15 protein-coding genes are annotated in these 14,596 nt (G+C 68.1%); 3 read left to right on the top strand and 12 right to left on the bottom strand.

The genetic code is table 11. From position 1 onward, the window contains the following. Positions 1 to 24 precede the first annotated feature (24 nt). The 5 genes from EPN51_RS17530 to dxr all read right to left on the bottom strand — a co-directional run bounded on the left by EPN51_RS17530 (position 25) and on the right by dxr (position 6,608). On the bottom strand, positions 25 to 1,839 hold the full coding sequence (locus tag EPN51_RS17530) for a penicillin-binding transpeptidase domain-containing protein (RefSeq protein WP_293044829.1): 1,815 nt from the start codon (positions 1,837 to 1,839) through the stop codon (positions 25 to 27). A gap of 165 nt (positions 1,840 to 2,004) precedes the next feature. Then, positions 2,005 to 2,859, bottom strand: coding sequence for a GNAT family N-acetyltransferase (locus EPN51_RS17535; RefSeq protein ID WP_293044831.1), 855 nt, complete (start codon positions 2,857 to 2,859; stop codon positions 2,005 to 2,007). A 54-nt stretch (positions 2,860 to 2,913) separates the two neighbouring features. Beyond that, a complete protein-coding gene (gene ispG / locus EPN51_RS17540) occupies positions 2,914 to 4,092 on the bottom strand; it encodes a flavodoxin-dependent (E)-4-hydroxy-3-methylbut-2-enyl-diphosphate synthase (protein ID WP_293044833.1) in 1,179 nt (392 codons plus the stop codon). Between the two features lie 25 nt (positions 4,093 to 4,117). Further along, positions 4,118 to 5,341, bottom strand: a complete 1,224-nt coding sequence (locus EPN51_RS17545) for a M50 family metallopeptidase (protein ID WP_293044835.1) — start codon at positions 5,339 to 5,341, stop codon at positions 4,118 to 4,120. Between the two features lie 19 nt (positions 5,342 to 5,360). After that, positions 5,361 to 6,608 carry a 1-deoxy-D-xylulose-5-phosphate reductoisomerase gene (gene dxr, locus EPN51_RS17550; RefSeq protein ID WP_293044837.1) on the bottom strand — a complete coding sequence of 416 codons (1,248 nt, stop codon included), beginning with the start codon at positions 6,606 to 6,608 and terminating at the stop codon, positions 5,361 to 5,363. Between the two features lie 84 nt (positions 6,609 to 6,692). Here dxr and EPN51_RS17555 point away from each other — a divergent pair, with 84 nt between their 5' ends. Beyond that, complete coding sequence (locus EPN51_RS17555; protein WP_293044839.1) at positions 6,693 to 6,947, top strand: DUF2631 domain-containing protein; 255 nt, start codon at positions 6,693 to 6,695, stop codon at positions 6,945 to 6,947. Positions 6,948 to 6,964: 17 nt separating this feature from the next. Here the strand turns inward: EPN51_RS17555 and EPN51_RS17560 are convergent, their stop codons facing one another. From EPN51_RS17560 to pyrH, 6 genes are all read right to left on the bottom strand, one after another. Next, complete coding sequence (locus EPN51_RS17560) at positions 6,965 to 7,837, bottom strand: cytochrome c biogenesis CcdA family protein (protein ID WP_293044841.1); 873 nt, start codon at positions 7,835 to 7,837, stop codon at positions 6,965 to 6,967. A 1-nt stretch (position 7,838) separates the two neighbouring features. Next, complete coding sequence (locus tag EPN51_RS17565) at positions 7,839 to 8,348, bottom strand: protein disulfide oxidoreductase (protein WP_293044843.1); 510 nt, start codon at positions 8,346 to 8,348, stop codon at positions 7,839 to 7,841. 178 nt (positions 8,349 to 8,526) lie between these two features. Next, positions 8,527 to 9,621 (bottom strand): 23S rRNA (adenine(2503)-C(2))-methyltransferase RlmN, encoded by a 1,095-nt coding sequence (gene rlmN / locus EPN51_RS17570; protein ID WP_293044845.1) that lies wholly within the window; start codon positions 9,619 to 9,621, stop codon positions 8,527 to 8,529. Positions 9,622 to 9,654: 33 nt separating this feature from the next. Beyond that, on the bottom strand, positions 9,655 to 10,584 hold the full coding sequence (locus EPN51_RS17575; protein ID WP_293044847.1) for a phosphatidate cytidylyltransferase: 930 nt from the start codon (positions 10,582 to 10,584) through the stop codon (positions 9,655 to 9,657). 32 nt (positions 10,585 to 10,616) lie between these two features. Further along, positions 10,617 to 11,174, bottom strand: a complete 558-nt coding sequence (gene frr, locus EPN51_RS17580) for a ribosome recycling factor (protein WP_293044849.1) — start codon at positions 11,172 to 11,174, stop codon at positions 10,617 to 10,619. Between the two features lie 72 nt (positions 11,175 to 11,246). Next, a complete protein-coding gene (pyrH, locus tag EPN51_RS17585; protein ID WP_293044851.1) occupies positions 11,247 to 12,044 on the bottom strand; it encodes a UMP kinase in 798 nt (265 codons plus the stop codon). A 329-nt stretch (positions 12,045 to 12,373) separates the two neighbouring features. Between pyrH and EPN51_RS17590 the strand changes: the two genes are divergently transcribed. Together EPN51_RS17590 and EPN51_RS17595 are read left to right on the top strand one after the other, a co-directional pair. Continuing rightward, complete coding sequence (locus EPN51_RS17590; protein WP_067254701.1) at positions 12,374 to 12,613, top strand: general stress protein CsbD; 240 nt, start codon at positions 12,374 to 12,376, stop codon at positions 12,611 to 12,613. A 208-nt stretch (positions 12,614 to 12,821) separates the two neighbouring features. Then, positions 12,822 to 13,550, top strand: a complete 729-nt coding sequence (locus EPN51_RS17595; protein WP_293044880.1) for a response regulator transcription factor — start codon at positions 12,822 to 12,824, stop codon at positions 13,548 to 13,550. Between the two features lie 40 nt (positions 13,551 to 13,590). Here EPN51_RS17595 and EPN51_RS17600 read toward each other — a convergent pair whose 3' ends face one another. Next, positions 13,591 to 14,529, bottom strand: coding sequence for a lysophospholipid acyltransferase family protein (locus EPN51_RS17600; protein WP_293044854.1), 939 nt, complete (start codon positions 14,527 to 14,529; stop codon positions 13,591 to 13,593). Positions 14,530 to 14,596 lie beyond the last annotated feature (67 nt).

Genomic DNA, 14,596 nt, shown 5'->3' on the forward strand with positions numbered 1-14,596 from the left:
GCGCAGCGGGTCGCCACCATCGGACTAGGCCAGAAAGTCGGGCGGCAGCGATTCGAGCATGACCTTGGTCATCCGGACGGCGTATTCGGAGCTACCACCCCCGACGATCAGCGCCGCGAACGCCAGATCGCCGCGGTAGCCGGCGAACCAGGAATGCGACCCACCGGGAAACTCGGCCTCACCGGTCTTCCCGTACACCTCGCCGCAGCCGGCGATCTCCTTGGCGGTCCCGTTGGTCACCACCAGCCGCATCATGGGCCGCAGCGCGTCGATCATCTTCGGGCTGATCGGCGTGGTGTCGCCCTGGACGGCCGTCTGCCGGCCCGCGATCAGTTGCGGCACGGGCGTCTTGCCGGCGGCCACCGTCGCCGCCACCAGGGCCATACCGAACGGACTGGCCAGCACCTTGCCCTGGCCGAAGCCGTCCTCGGTCCGCTCGGCGAGGTCCACCGTCGGCGGCACCGACCCGGTCACCGTGGTGATGCCATCGATTTGATAGTCCAGCCCGATCCCGTAGCGGGAGGCCGCCTGGGTCAGGCCGCGCGGCGGCATCTTGCTGCTGAGCTCGGCGAAGGTGGTGTTGCACGAGCTGGCGAACGCCCGCGACATCGGCACCACCCCGAGATCGAAGCCGCCGTAGTTGGGGATGGTGCGGTGCCCGATGTCGAGACGGCCCGGGCAGCCGAGCATGGTGTTGGGGGTCGCCATGTCACGTTCGACGGCCGCCCCCGCGGTGACCATCTTGAACGTCGACCCGGGCGGGAACAGCCCGGTGGTGGCCGGCAGGCCGTCGGCGTCGGCGCCGGCGTTTTGCGCGATCGCGAGGATCTCTCCGGTCGACGGCTTGATCACCACGATCATCGCCTTGCCGCCGCGGGTGTCCACCGCATGCTGAGCGGCGTTTTGCACCGCCCGGTCCACGGTGAGCGACACCGACGGCGCCGGTGAGCCTTCGACCTCGTGCAGCACTTCGACCTCGACGCCGTTCTGGTTGACGCTCACCACCCGCCAGCCGGCCTCGCCGTCGAGTTGGTCCACCACGGCGTTCTTCACCGCCGAGACGACCGCGGGCGCGAAACGCGGGTCGGTGGGCAGCATTTCGGGCTGGGGGGTGACCACGATGCCGGGCAGTCGGCCGATCGCCGGGAAGACCTTGTCGTTGTCGTCGGGGTGCAGCGTCACCCCCAGGTCCACCGGATGGGGCGTCGAACTGGCCTGCTCGGCGAGCAGCTGCGGGTCATTGAGCGCACCGTTGAAGGGGCGCAGCACGTCGACCACCGCGTGCGCGGTGCCGATCAGCGCGGGTCCAGCCTGGGTGGCGTCCAGCGTGTAGTGGTACAGGTAGCCCGGCACCAGCACGTCGCTGCCGCCGAGTTCGTTCACCGAGGCGCGCCGCGGCCGATCCGCGCGCAGCGCGAACGTTTGGTGCTCGCCCAGTTTGGCGTGCAGCGCGCTGGTGCTCCACCGCACCCGCCAGCGCCCCTCGTCGCGCGCCATCTTCAGCTGGCCGTCATAGCTCCAGATCCGGTTTTTGGGCAGGTGCCAGGCGAAGCGATAGCCGACCGTGCCGGTGTCCTCGGCGTACTTGGCGTTGAGGACCTGCGCGTCGAGGTGGGTTGCCTGCAGGCCGGACCAGGCCGCGTTGAGCGCTTCACGGGCGTCGTTGGGGCTGTCGCTGAGCTGAGCGGCCGTCGCGGTGTCGCCGACGGCCAGCGCGCGGAAGAACTTCTCCGCGGCCGGCCCCGGGCCATCGGGCCGAGGCGTGCACCCCGACAGCGCGATGACCGCCACGAGCAGCAGGCCTGAAACGGATGAGGCCGCTGTTGTTCTAGTTACCATCGGTGCTGATGTTATGAGCTGCGGCGTGAACAGCGGCGCCGCCACACCGAGACCGCACCGTTATGCCGCATTCGCGGCGGGGCCGCACCGTCCGCGGGCGTAACGGCGCGGCGAAAAAGCCCGGCAAAAATCGCAGCCCGGTTACACCCGCGAAGTTCTCGACAGTTAGTCGAGCAGCACCGTCGCAAAGGTGCCGATCTCGGCGAAGCCGACGCGGGCGTAGGCGGCGCGCGCCACCGCATTGAAGTTGTTGACGTAGAGGCTGGCGGTCCGCCCGGTACCGACGATCACCGCGGCGACCGTGGCGGTGCCGGCGGTGCCCAGGCCCAGCCCGCGCCACTCCGGGTGTACCCACACACCCTGGATTTGGCCCACGCTCGGGGACTGCGAGCCCACCTCGGCTTTGAAGACGACCTGGCCATGGTCGAACCGCGCCCAGGCGCGACCCGCCGTGATGAGGCTGGCCACCCGTCGCCGGTACCCGCGACCACCGTCCCCGATCCGCGGGTCCACGCCCACTTCGCCGATGAACATGTCCACCGCCGCCACCAGGTAGGCGTCGAGCTCCTCGGGCCGGACTTGGCGCACCGCGGTGTCGAGGTCACAGCTCGGGTAGGTGGACAACGCCAGCAGCGGCTGGTGGTCGCGGACGTCGCGGGCCGGACCCCACGCCGCCTCGAGCCGCTCCCACATCGGCATCACCAGGTCGGCCCTGCCGACCAGTGACGAGCAGCGCCGCGTCCCGCGCATCGCCTCGTCGGCAAACGCGCTCAGATCGGCCGGCGCGCCGCGCAGCGGGATCAGGTTGGCGCCGGCGAAGCACAGCGACTCGTCGGCCCCCCGCAGCGTCCACAGTTCTCCGCCGATCGAATTGGGATCGATGCCGTGGTCGGCCACGCGGGCCGCGACCATGCACGATGCGACGGGATCGTCCTCGAACACCCGCCAGACCGCGGCCGCATCACGCACCACGGACACCCGTCGCTCGCCGACTAGGCGGAACAGGGGCGGAGCCGACATGTGGCGAACTCTCTGTGGTGCGAACTCAGGGCCAGTGCAGGGCGCTGGCCTTTATCAGCTTACGGTCACAACCGGCGAACCGCTCGATGTTGTGTCCGGTCCGTGATCGCCGCTGACCTCTGCACCCATTTCAGCGGCGAGCCGCATGGCCTCCTCGATCAACGTCTCGACGATCTGGGATTCGGGCACGGTCTTGATCACTTCGCCGCGAACGAAGATCTGTCCCTTGCCATTTCCCGATGCGACGCCGAGGTCGGCCTCGCGGGCCTCCCCCGGACCGTTGACGACGCAGCCCATCACGGCGACCCGCAGCGGGACGTCGAGACCCTCCAAGCCCGCGGAGACGGCGTTGGCCAGGGTGTAGACGTCGACCTGCGCGCGACCGCACGACGGGCACGACACGATCTCGAGCCCACGCGGCCGCAGGTTCAGCGACTCGAGGATCTGGTTGCCGACCTTGACTTCCTCGACCGGTGGCGCCGACAGCGACACCCGGATGGTGTCGCCGATCCCGCGGGACAGCAGCGCGCCGAAGGCGACCGCGGACTTGATGGTGCCCTGGAACGCGGGACCGGCCTCGGTGACGCCGAGGTGCAACGGGTAGTCGCACTGCTGCGCCAGTTGCTCGTACGCGGCGACCATCACCACCGGGTCGTTGTGCTTGACGCTGATCTTGATGTCGCCGAAGCCGTGCTCCTCGAACAACGAGGCTTCCCACAGCGCGGACTCGACCAGCGCCTCGGGGGTGGCTTTGCCGTACTTCTGCATGAACCGCTTGTCCAACGATCCGGCGTTGACGCCGATGCGGATCGGAACGCCGGCGGCACCGGCGGCCTTGGCGACCTCGCCGACGCGGCCGTCGAATTCCTTGATGTTGCCCGGGTTCACCCGCACCGCGGCACATCCCGCGTCGATGGCGGCGAAGATGTACTTCGGCTGGAAGTGGATGTCGGCGATCACCGGGATCTGGCTGTGCCGGGCGATCTCGGCCAGCGCGTCGGCGTCCTCTTGACGCGGGCAGGCCACCCGGACGATGTCACAGCCGGCCGCGGTCAGCTCGGCGATCTGCTGCAGTGTGGTGTCGACGTCATGGGTCTTGGTGGTGCACATCGACTGCACCGAAATCGGATGGTCGCTGCCCACCCCGACGTCGCGCACCATCAGTTGGCGCGTTTGACGCCGGGGTGCAAGCGTGAGTGCCGGGGCGTCCGGCATGCCCAGGCCAATGGTCACTGTGTTGATTCCTTCGGTTCGTTGGTCACTGGAAGAGTCGGATCGGGTTGACCAGATCGGCGGTCACGGTCAGCAGCATGTAGCCGACCACGAACACCAGCACGACGTACGTCGCGGGCATGAGTTTGAGGTAGTTCACCGGAGCGGCCGCGACCATGCCCCGGGCCGACCGGATCAGGTTGCGGACCTTTTCGAACATCGCGATGGCGATGTGCCCGCCATCGAAGGGCAGCAGCGGCACCAGGTTGATCGCCCCCAGGATCAGGTTCAGCTGGGCCAGGAAGAACCAGAACGCCACCCACAGTCCGTGGTCGACGGTGTCGCCGCCGATGATGCTGGCCCCAACCACGCTCATCGGCGTCTGCGGGTCGCGCTGACCGCCGCTGATGGCGTGCATCAGCGCGCCCACCTTGGTCGGGATCGTGACAAGCGCCTTGCCCACCTCGACCGTCAGGTCACCGGCAAAGACCAGGCTGCCCGGGATCGCGGAGAACACCCCGTACTGCGTCGGGCCGACTCGGGCGGCGCCGACGCCGATCGCGCCGACCGTCGAGGCCTGGGGTTGACCGCCCTGCCCCTTAGCCCCATTGCTCAGGTAGCGCTGGGTGGGCGTGACATCGACATAGGCGGTGATGGCGGTGCCGTCGCGCTCGGCGACGATCGGCACATTGCCGTGCACCTTGCGGATGGCGGCGGCCATCTCCTCGAAGGTCGACACCGGGGTGTTCCCAACTTTGACGATCACGTCGCCGGGGCGGATCCCGGCCAGCGCCGCCGGCCCCGGCCCGGTGCAGTCCGCGATCTTACCCGGAGCCACTTCCGGTGCCACACAAGCGGTTTCACCGACGACCGCCTGGGTTGGGGGGTGCAGGTCCGGCAGCCCCCAGATCAGCGCGATGCCGTAGAGCAGCACCAGGCAGATGATGAAGTTCGCCGCGGGGCCGGCGAACAGCACCGCGATCCGCTTCCAGGCCGCCTGCTTGAACATGGCGCGGTCGGCCTCGTCGGCCGTCAGCTCCTCGACCGAGGTCATGCCGGCGATGTCGCAGAAGCCGCCCAGCGGCACGGCTTTGAGGCCGTACTCCGTTTCACCGCGCCGGGTCGACCACAGCGTGGGGCCGAAGCCGACGAAGTAGCGGCGCACCTTCATGCCGGTGGCGCGCGCAACCCACATATGACCGCACTCGTGCAGGGCCACCGAGATCAGGATGGCCAGTGCGAACAGCACAATGCCGATGACGAACATCATTAGGCTGCGTGGACCTTTCTCACACCACTCCGGAGGCTCTGACCGACAATTTGGCGGGCCGTGCTCGTGCGACAGCGCGCTGCGCCCGCTCCCGTGCCCAGCGCTGCGCGTCTAGTACCTCATCCACGTTAGCGGGTGAGACGGCCCATTGGTCGGCGGCGTGCAGCACGTCGGCGATGGTTTTGACAATGACGGGGAATCCGATCCGGCCCGCCAGGAACGCCTCGGCCGCCTCCTCGTTGGCGGCGTTGTAGACGGCGGTCATGCAGCCCCCGGTCTGACCCGCATGCCGGGCCAACTCGACGGCGGGGAAAACGTCGCTGTCCAGCGGCTCGAATTCCCAGCTAGACGCGGTGCTGAAGTCGCAGCAGGCGGCCGCGCCGGGTACCCGGTGCGGCCAGCCCAGGGCCAGCGAAATCGGCAGCTTCATGTCCGGCGGGCTGGCCTGGGCGAGGGTCGAGCCGTCGACGAAGGTGACCATCGAATGAACAATCGACTGGGGGTGCACGACCACCTCGATCCGGTCATAGGGGAGGCCGAACAGCAGGTGGGTCTCGATGAGCTCGAGGCCCTTGTTGACCAGCGAGGCCGAGTTCAGCGTGTTCATCGGGCCCATCGACCACGTCGGGTGCACACCCGCCTGCTCGGGGGTGACGTCCTGGAGCTGGGCCGCCGTCCAGCCGCGAAACGGGCCGCCGGAGGCGGTCAGTACCAGCTTCGCGACTTCGTCGGGGGTTCCACCGCGCAGGCACTGAGCCAGGGCCGAATGTTCGGAGTCGACCGGCACGATCTGGCCGGGCCTGGCCGCCCTGAGCACCAGCGGACCACCGGCGATCAACGATTCCTTGTTGGCCAGCGCCAGCCGGGCGCCCGACTCCAGCGCGGCCAGTGTTGGCCGCAGGCCCAGCGCCCCCACCAGCGCATTGAGGACGACGTCGGCCTCGGTCTCCTGGACCAGGCGGGTCACCGCTTCGGGTCCGTGGAACGGGATGTCACCGGCCCGCTGTGCCGCTCGTTCGTCCGCGACCGCGATGTTGGTCACACCGGTGGCGGCGCGCTGATGCAACAGCGTGTCCAGGTTCGCGCCGCCGGCGGCCAGGCCGACCACTTCGAAGCGGTCCGGATGGGCCGCTATCACGTCCAGCGCCTGCGTGCCGATCGAGCCGGTACTGCCCAGCACCAGCACGCGCAGGCGGCCCGGGGTTCGCCCGTCGGTCGTCGGGATGGTCACCCATTCATTGTGCCGCCCGGCACCGACCGGGGCCATGATGCGGCCATGCCTGCGAGCCCGGCGCCGGGTTGTGCCAGAATTTGGGTTCGTCAAGCCGATCCGATCCGAAAGGGATTCGCCGTGGCCAGTACCGAGGTGGAGCACTTCACCGGCGTCGACACCGTCGAGGTGCCGTCGGCAGCGTGGGGTTGGAGCCGAATCAATCACCGGACCTGGCATATTATCGGCCTGGGCGTCTTCGGAATGTTGCTGGCGATGCTGCGCGGCAACCACGTCGGCCATGTCGAGGACTGGTTCCTGATCGTGTTCGCGGCGCTGGCTCTCGTCGTCCTGATCCGCGACCTGTGGGGCCGCCGGCGCGGCTGGATCAGGTAAGTACCACCCCGGTTGCCCTAGCGTCGCGCCCGGCGACGCCAGGCGCTGCCGACCACGGCGACCGCTAACGCGAGCACGGCCATCGCCCACGGCCATATTCCGTGCTGATGCACCCAGCCCGCCACCGCGCCCTGCAGGCGCCCGGCCGCGATGATCACCGCGTCCTGCGGGTTGCCGTCCGCGCCGAACAGGCGCACCTCGTAGCTGCCGTAATAGGCCACGTACAGCCCCACCAGCACCAGCAGCGCGCCACCGACCCGGTTGACGAAGGGCAGGAATCGGCGCAACCGGTCCACCATCGCCGAGCTCGCCGTCGCCGCGGTGACGGCGAGCACACCGACGACCAGGGTCAGCCCCGCGCAGTAGGCGAGGTAGATCGCCACACCGGTGACGACCGATCCCCCGCGCAGGCCGGCGGCGGTGACGGCCAGAAACGGTCCGATGGTGCACGACAGCGAGGCGATCGCGTAGCTGATGCCGTAGCCGTACATGGAGCCCAGCCGCGCGGTGGGGGCCCAGTGCGGGCCCAGCGGCCGCGGGGTCAGGGCGGATAGCGCCCGGCCCGACAGCAGCCACACCCCGAGTGCGATCAGCACCACGCCGACGACCACGGTGGCGTACGGCAGGAACCGCTGAACGGTCGCGGCCGCCGATACGGTCAGCGCGCCGAACACGCCGAACACCGTCAGGAAGCCCAGCGCCATCCCCACGGTGGCCGCCACCGCGCGCCCGGCGGCGGCCACAGCCGATGACACCCCCGAGCGTTCGCCGGGCCGCCGGCCGCGCACCACCAGCAGTAGATAGGCGGGCAGCATGGCGAACCCACACGGGTTCAGCGCGGCCACCAACCCGGCCGCGAAGGACAGGCCGACCAGACCCTGGTCTGCCAAGTCAGGACCTCAGGGCTGAGACGCGGTCGGAGAGCTCCTGCTCCGGCATCGCCGACGTCGGGTTGTTGACAAACGTCGAGCTGCCGTCCGCACGGTAGAACACGTAGGCGGGCTGCCAGGGGACGTTGTAGCGCGCCCAAATGGAGCCGTCGGCGTCGTTGAGGTTGGTGAAGTTCAGGTTGTACTTGGAGACGAAGTTCTGCATCGCACCCACGTCCGAGCGCGCGGCGACGCCGACGAAGGTGACGCCCGGGTTGGCGGCAGCGACCCGGCTGACGCCCGGGGCCTCGGCGTTGCAGAACGGGCAGAACGGCGCCCAGAACCACAGCACCGCTGGCTTCCCCTGCAAACTGGCGCCGTTGAACGGCGCACCACTCAGGGTCGTCGCGGTGAATTGCAGTCGGTCGTCGGCGGCCAGCGCGCGCGCTGCGCTGCCCACGCCGACGATCACCGTCGCGGCGACCAACACTGCGGCAAACGCTGTGTTCAGGGCTGACAAGCGAATACTCATGGCACACCTCGATTTGGCGGAGTTATGCCCTACTCGACGGGACAGCGCACCGTGCGGTTCATCGGGCTACCCGCCTTCGGCGGCCAGCTGTCCGCAGCGGTGCCGAAACGCCCGCGCTCCAGCTACCCGCCTTCGGCGGCCAGCTGTCCGCAGCGGTGCCGAAACGCCCGCGCTCCAGCTACCCGCCTTCGGCGGCCAGCTGTCCGCAGGCGGCGCTGATCTCCCGGCCGCGCGTGTCGCGCACCGTGCAGGAGACCCCCTTGGCGCGGACCCGCCGGACGAACTCCCGCTCGACCGCCTTGGGGCTGGCGTCCCACTCACTGCCCGGCGTCGGGTTGAGGGGAATCAGGTTCACGTGCACCAACGGTCCGAGCGCGCGACGCAGCCGCTGTCCCAAAAGGTCTGCGCGCCAAGGCTGGTCGTTGACGTCACGGATCAACGCGTATTCCACCGACACCCGCCGGCCGGTGACGTCGGCGTAATACCGTGCGGCGTCAAGGGCCTCGGCGATCTTCCACCGGTTGTTGACCGGCACCAGCGTGTCGCGCAGTTCGTCGTCGGGCGCGTGCAGCGACAGCGCCAGCGTCACCGCGAGCCCCTCGTCGGCGAGTTTGCGGATCGCGGGGGCCAGGCCGACCGTCGACACCGTCACCGAACGGGCCGAAATGCCGAAACCGTGGGGCGGCGCGGCGATGATGCGGCGCACCGCGGCCACCACCCTGGCGTAGTTCGCCAACGGCTCCCCCATGCCCATGAAGACCACATTGGACAGCCGATCGCCGAAGTCGTCGCGCAGCGCCGCGGCGCCGGCGCGCACCTGCTCGAGGATCTCGGCCGTCGACAGGTTGCGGCTCAACCCGCCCTGACCGGTCGCGCAGAACGGACACGCCATGCCGCAGCCGGCCTGCGACGAGATGCACACCGTGTTGCGTTGCGGATAGCGCATCAACACCGACTCCACGGTGACCCCATCGAGGGCCCGCCACAACGTCTTTCGAGTCTGGCCGGCATCACAGGCCACCTCGGAGGCCGCAGTGAGCAGAATCGGGAACATCGTGTCGGCGATCGCGTCGCGCAGACCCGCCGGAAGGTCGGTCATCTGCCGCGGGTCGGCGATCAGGCGGCCATAGTACTGATGCGCCAGCTGCTTGGCCCGAAACGCGGGCAAGCCCAGCTCCGCGACGGCGGACGCGCGACCGTCCGCGTCGAGATCGGCCAGATGCCGCGGCGGCTTGCCGGGGCGCGGCTCGGAGAAAACCAATTGTTGGACCATGACCTATCCAGTATCGCCTCCCGTCGGACCAACCTAGGGAACGAGTGTCAACACGATCCAGGCCGCGACCGCCGAGGGCAGGACGCCGTCGAGCCGGTCCATCAGCCCGCCGTGCCCGGGCAGCAGCCGCCCCATGTCCTTGATGCCGAGGTCGCGCTTGACCTGCGACTCCACCAGATCACCCAGCGTGCAGGTCACCACCAGGACAACGCCAAGGAGCGCACCTATCCACGGGGGTTTGCCCGCCAGGAAAGTCGCGGTCAGGATCGCCGCGGTGACCCCCAACACCATAGATCCGGCGAATCCCTCCCAGGACTTCTTGGGGCTGATCGCCGGGACCATCGGGTGCTTGCCGAAGAGCGCTCCCACGGCATACCCGCCAGTGTCGGAGGCGACGACGGTGATCATCAGGCAGAACACCCGTCCGGCACCGTCGTGCGGGAAAACCAGCAGCACTCCGAAAGAAGCGAATAGCGGCACCCAGGCGGCCAGGAAAACGGTGGCCGAGGCGTCCCTGAGGTAGTTTGCCGACGAAGAGCCGTCGAACGGCTCCGGCCGTTTGGTGTTCTCCCGCATGAACAGCCGCCACACGTTGCAGACCACCACGGTCGCGCCGAAGCCCGCCAGCGCGCCGGCGGCGTGGAACGGCCAGGTCAGCCAGACGGTGACCTGGCCGCCGACGAGCAGCGGGATGACGGGGATGACGTATCCGGCTTCGCGCAATCGCCGAACCACTTCGTGGGTCGCCACCAGGATGGCGAGCGCCACGATGGCAACCCAGTAGCGCGGCGCATACACCAGCGTCACGACGAGGACGCCGCCGATTCCGGCGCCGACCGCGATCGCGGCCCGCAGGTCGCGTCCGGCCCGCGAGGTCTTCTTGCCCGGCTGCTCCATCGCCTCGTTGGAGGCGGACTCCGGCTCGTCGGGCGGGGTGCCTGCGCCGGGATCTGAGGTGGCCACTGGGCTGAATGAACTTGGCTGCTGAGCGGTCGCTAGACCTCCAGCAGTTCGCCTTCTTTGTGCTTGACCAACTCTTCGATCTGGGTGGTGTACTGATGCGTGGTCTTGTCCAGATCCTTTTCGGCCCGGCCGACCTCGTCCTCGCCGGCCTCACCGTCCTTGCGGATGCGGTGCAGCTCCTCCATCGCCTTGCGGCGGATGTTGCGCACCGAGACCTTGGCGTCCTCCCCCTTGCTCTTGGCCTGTTTGACCAACTCCCGCCGGCGTTCCTCGGTGAGCTGCGGCACCGCCACCCGAATCAGGGTGCCGTCGTTGGTGGGGTTCACACCCAGGTCGGAGTTGCGAATCGCCGTCTCGATCGCGCCCACCTGGCTGGCCTCGTAGGGCTTGATCACCACCAGGCGCGCCTCGGGCACGTTGATGCTGGCCAGTTGGGTGATGGGGGTGCTGGAGCCGTAGTAGTCGATCACGATCCGGGAGAACATGCCCGGGTTGGCGCGCCCGGTTCGGATGGTCGACAAGTCGTCACGGGCAACCCCGACGGCCTTCTCCATTTTCTCTTCCGCGTCGAAGAGAGCCTCGTCGATCATTTGCGCCGCTCCTCCTCATCGCTCTCGTGCCCTGCACCGTCGCCAGCGCGGATCATGTGCGCCGCCTTCCCCTCAGGTGGTGACCAGAGTCCCGATCTTCTCACCAGCGACCGCACGGGCGATATTGCCATTGGTCAGTAGGTTGAACACCAGGATCGGCATGCCATTGTCCATGCACAGGCTGAAGGCGGTGGCATCGGCCACTCGTAGCCCGCGGTCGATGACCTCACGATGACTGATCGCGGTGATCAATTCGGCCTCGGGATACTGCCGCGGATCCGCGGAGAAGACGCCATCGACGGCCTTTGCCATCAACACCACCTCAGCGCCGATCTCCAAAGCGCGCTGCGCGGCGGTGGTGTCGGTGGAGAAGTACGGCAGTCCCATGCCGGCGCCGAAGATCACTACCCGCCCCTTTTCCAGGTGGCGCACCGCGCGCAGGGGCAGATAGGGCTCGGCCACCTGGCCCATGGTGATCGCGGTCTGGACGCGGGTGACGATTCCTTCCTTCTCCAGGAAGTCTTGCAGCGCGAGGCTGTTCATCACCGTGCCCAGCATGCCCATGTAGTCCGAACGGGTGCGTTCCATGCCGCGCTGCTGAAGCTGCGCGCCCCGGAAGAAGTTGCCGCCGCCGATCACGACGGCGACCTGGACGCCGCCGCGGACCACCTCGGCGATCTGTTGCGCCACCTGTGCCACGACGTCGGGATCCAAACCGACCTGGCCGCCGCCGAACATCTCGCCGCCAAGCTTGAGCAGCACTCGCGAATACCTGGCCCGGGTCAGCGGCTGGCCGGACGCCAGTCCATTCGTCGGCTCCTGCCTCGGAGCCGCCGGGCCGGCGACGTGGGGCTCCCTGGACTCCGTCATCAGACTCCTCGCATGAGAGTGCCATCCCGGGCGATCTCATCCGGAACGGCATTTCACATCCTGCCTCATCGCAGCACACTGCGGCATCGGCGGGGTGCATTATGCGCACAGTTGGCGTGCCGGAGCGATTTTCGAGCCTCCAGGTACCGGATTATTTCGCCGTCGGGCGCGGCGTTTGAGCCACGGGCGGCATGGGAATCCGCTACAACGCGGCGACATATGCGGTCTTAAGCAATAAGGACCGGCCTCGCCGTATGACCGGATCGATCGCTTGCGATCGTCGTTGAGCGTGGATCGCTCAAAGTACGCCAACGAGGAGGAATGGATCCATGGCGGAAGAAAACAAGTCGGGACCCGCAGAAGCGGTGAAGGGCGTCGTCGAGGACGTCAAGGGTAAGGCCAAGGAGGCCGTAGGCGCGGTGGCCGGTCGCGATGACCTCACGCGTGAGGGTCAGGCGCAGCAGGACAAGGCCGAAGCGCAACGCGACGCGGCGAAGAAGGAAGCCGAGGCAGAAGCCGCACGCGGCGGCGCCAAGGCGGCCGAGGAGCGCCAGAAGTCCAACCAGTAAGCCCGCTGGGAAAGATGGGTCCGGTCCGTGAAAATGGGCCGGGCCCATCGACTTTCTCCAGCGGCCGCGGTGGCCTGAGTTGGCATAGCTTGGCATAGTTTCCAGTCGAGTGGGTATTCAGGCGTAGCGCTGTCAGACATCTCGCGCGAGGCGCCTACGGACCGGGGGGGACGCAGGGACCTCACGAGGTTTGGAGATGTCGTTGGACATGTCGTTGGACATTGTGGTGCTCACCGATGAGGCTGATTTCGAATCGGCCCTACCGGATTTGGCCACGTTTGCCCTGCCCGTGCGCGCGGCATTGAGCGCGCACACCGACGGACATTGCGCCGCTGCCGACGTGGCGATCATCGATGCGCGCAGCAACCTGGCTGCGGCCCAGGTGGTCAGCCATCGGCTGGCGGCCGACAACCCCGCTACCGCGGTGGTGGCCCTAGTCGCGCCGGAGGATTGTGCGGCGGTCGACGTGGACTGCAATTTCGACGATGTGATGCTCCCCGGCACCGGCGCGGAAGAGCTGCGGGCACGGTTGCGGCTGGCGGTCGGCCGGCGCCGTGGCACCGTCGACGGCACACTGAAATTCGGCGACCTTCTCCTGCACCCGGCCAGCTTCACCGCCTCGCTGGACGGCCATGACCTGGGCCTGACGCTCACCGAGTTCAAATTGCTGAACTTCCTTGTGCTGCATGCCGGTCAGGCATTCACGCGGACCCGCCTGATGCAGGAGGCGTGGGGCTATGACGGCAACGGTCGGGTCCGTACCGTCGACGTGCACATTCGACGCCTGCGCGCCAAGCTCGGAGCCCGCCACGACTTCATGGTCGGCACCATCCGTGGAGTCGGCTACCTCGCGGCGACGCCGCCGCAACCGGAATGGCTCGTCGCTGATCTGACGCTGACGCCGGGTTCGACAACCCTTTTGCGATCGAATCAGTAGGAACCCTAATAGTCACGGCCGCAACCTTTTTCGCCGATGGTCACCCGAAGAGCGGGAATGCGCGCTTGCGCGCGAGCGCATCCATGCCCTCCTGGATGGAACCTTGCACCTCGTGATATTTGCGGTCGACGTATTCCTCGTCCTCCACCCGCGCGGGATCGTGGTCGAGTTCTACCGCGGGCATGAAGCGTGTCCTGATCTTTGCCGGCAGCGGCAGCTGTGGAAGCGCCGCCGGCGCGATCCCCCACGGCAGCGAGATCGCCAGGGGGAACACCTTGAGCCGCAGTAAACGGTCCAGTCGCAAGACTTTTGACAGTCGGTCGCCGCGGATCAGCACCGGCATCGCATCGGCCCCGCCGACGGTGGCGATGGGCACGATCGGCACCCCGGCCCGGATCGCCATCTTGACGAAGCCCGTCCGCCCGGCGAGGTTGGCACGATCGCGCTCGGTCCACGGGCGCAGCGAGTCCACTTCCCCGCCGGGCCACAGCGCCACGTCACGCCCTTCGGCCAAGGCGGTGGCGATCGCGTCCGGAGCGGCCGGGAGCACGCCCATCGACCGGAAGTAGCGCCCGAACAACGGGATTGCCATCAACGCGTCATGGGCCGTGCCGTGCAGGGTGCGGTCTTGCCCGAACCGTCGCCACCATTGCAGACCGACCGTCCAGGCGTCCCAGACGAACGGGGCCCCGGAATGGATCCCGACCAACAGCGCCGGCGGTGATTCCGGAACGTTCTCCCAACCGTCGATCTCCATCCGAAACCAGTAGTCCACCAGCACATTCCACAGATACTTCTGTCGCTGTAAAGTGGCCTCGTCCTGGCCGGAGAGATCCCATCGGCCGGCGCGCTCGGCGACCCATCCGCTCAGGCCGCCGCTGTGTCCGCTGCGCCGCTCCTCCATCGCCGCGCGTGCTTGTTCGGCGTTCCGTTGCGCTTGTTCGCGCACGTCCGCCGGCCTGTGGTCCGGGTTACTCATGAATGCCGGATACCCCGTTCCGGCACGCACAATTCCCCGCCTAGGAAAAACTCCCCGCACCATTCGG

Origin of the sequence: Mycobacterium sp. (assembly GCF_004298145.1) — a bacterium.
Lineage (GTDB): Bacteria > Actinomycetota > Actinomycetes > Mycobacteriales > Mycobacteriaceae > Mycobacterium.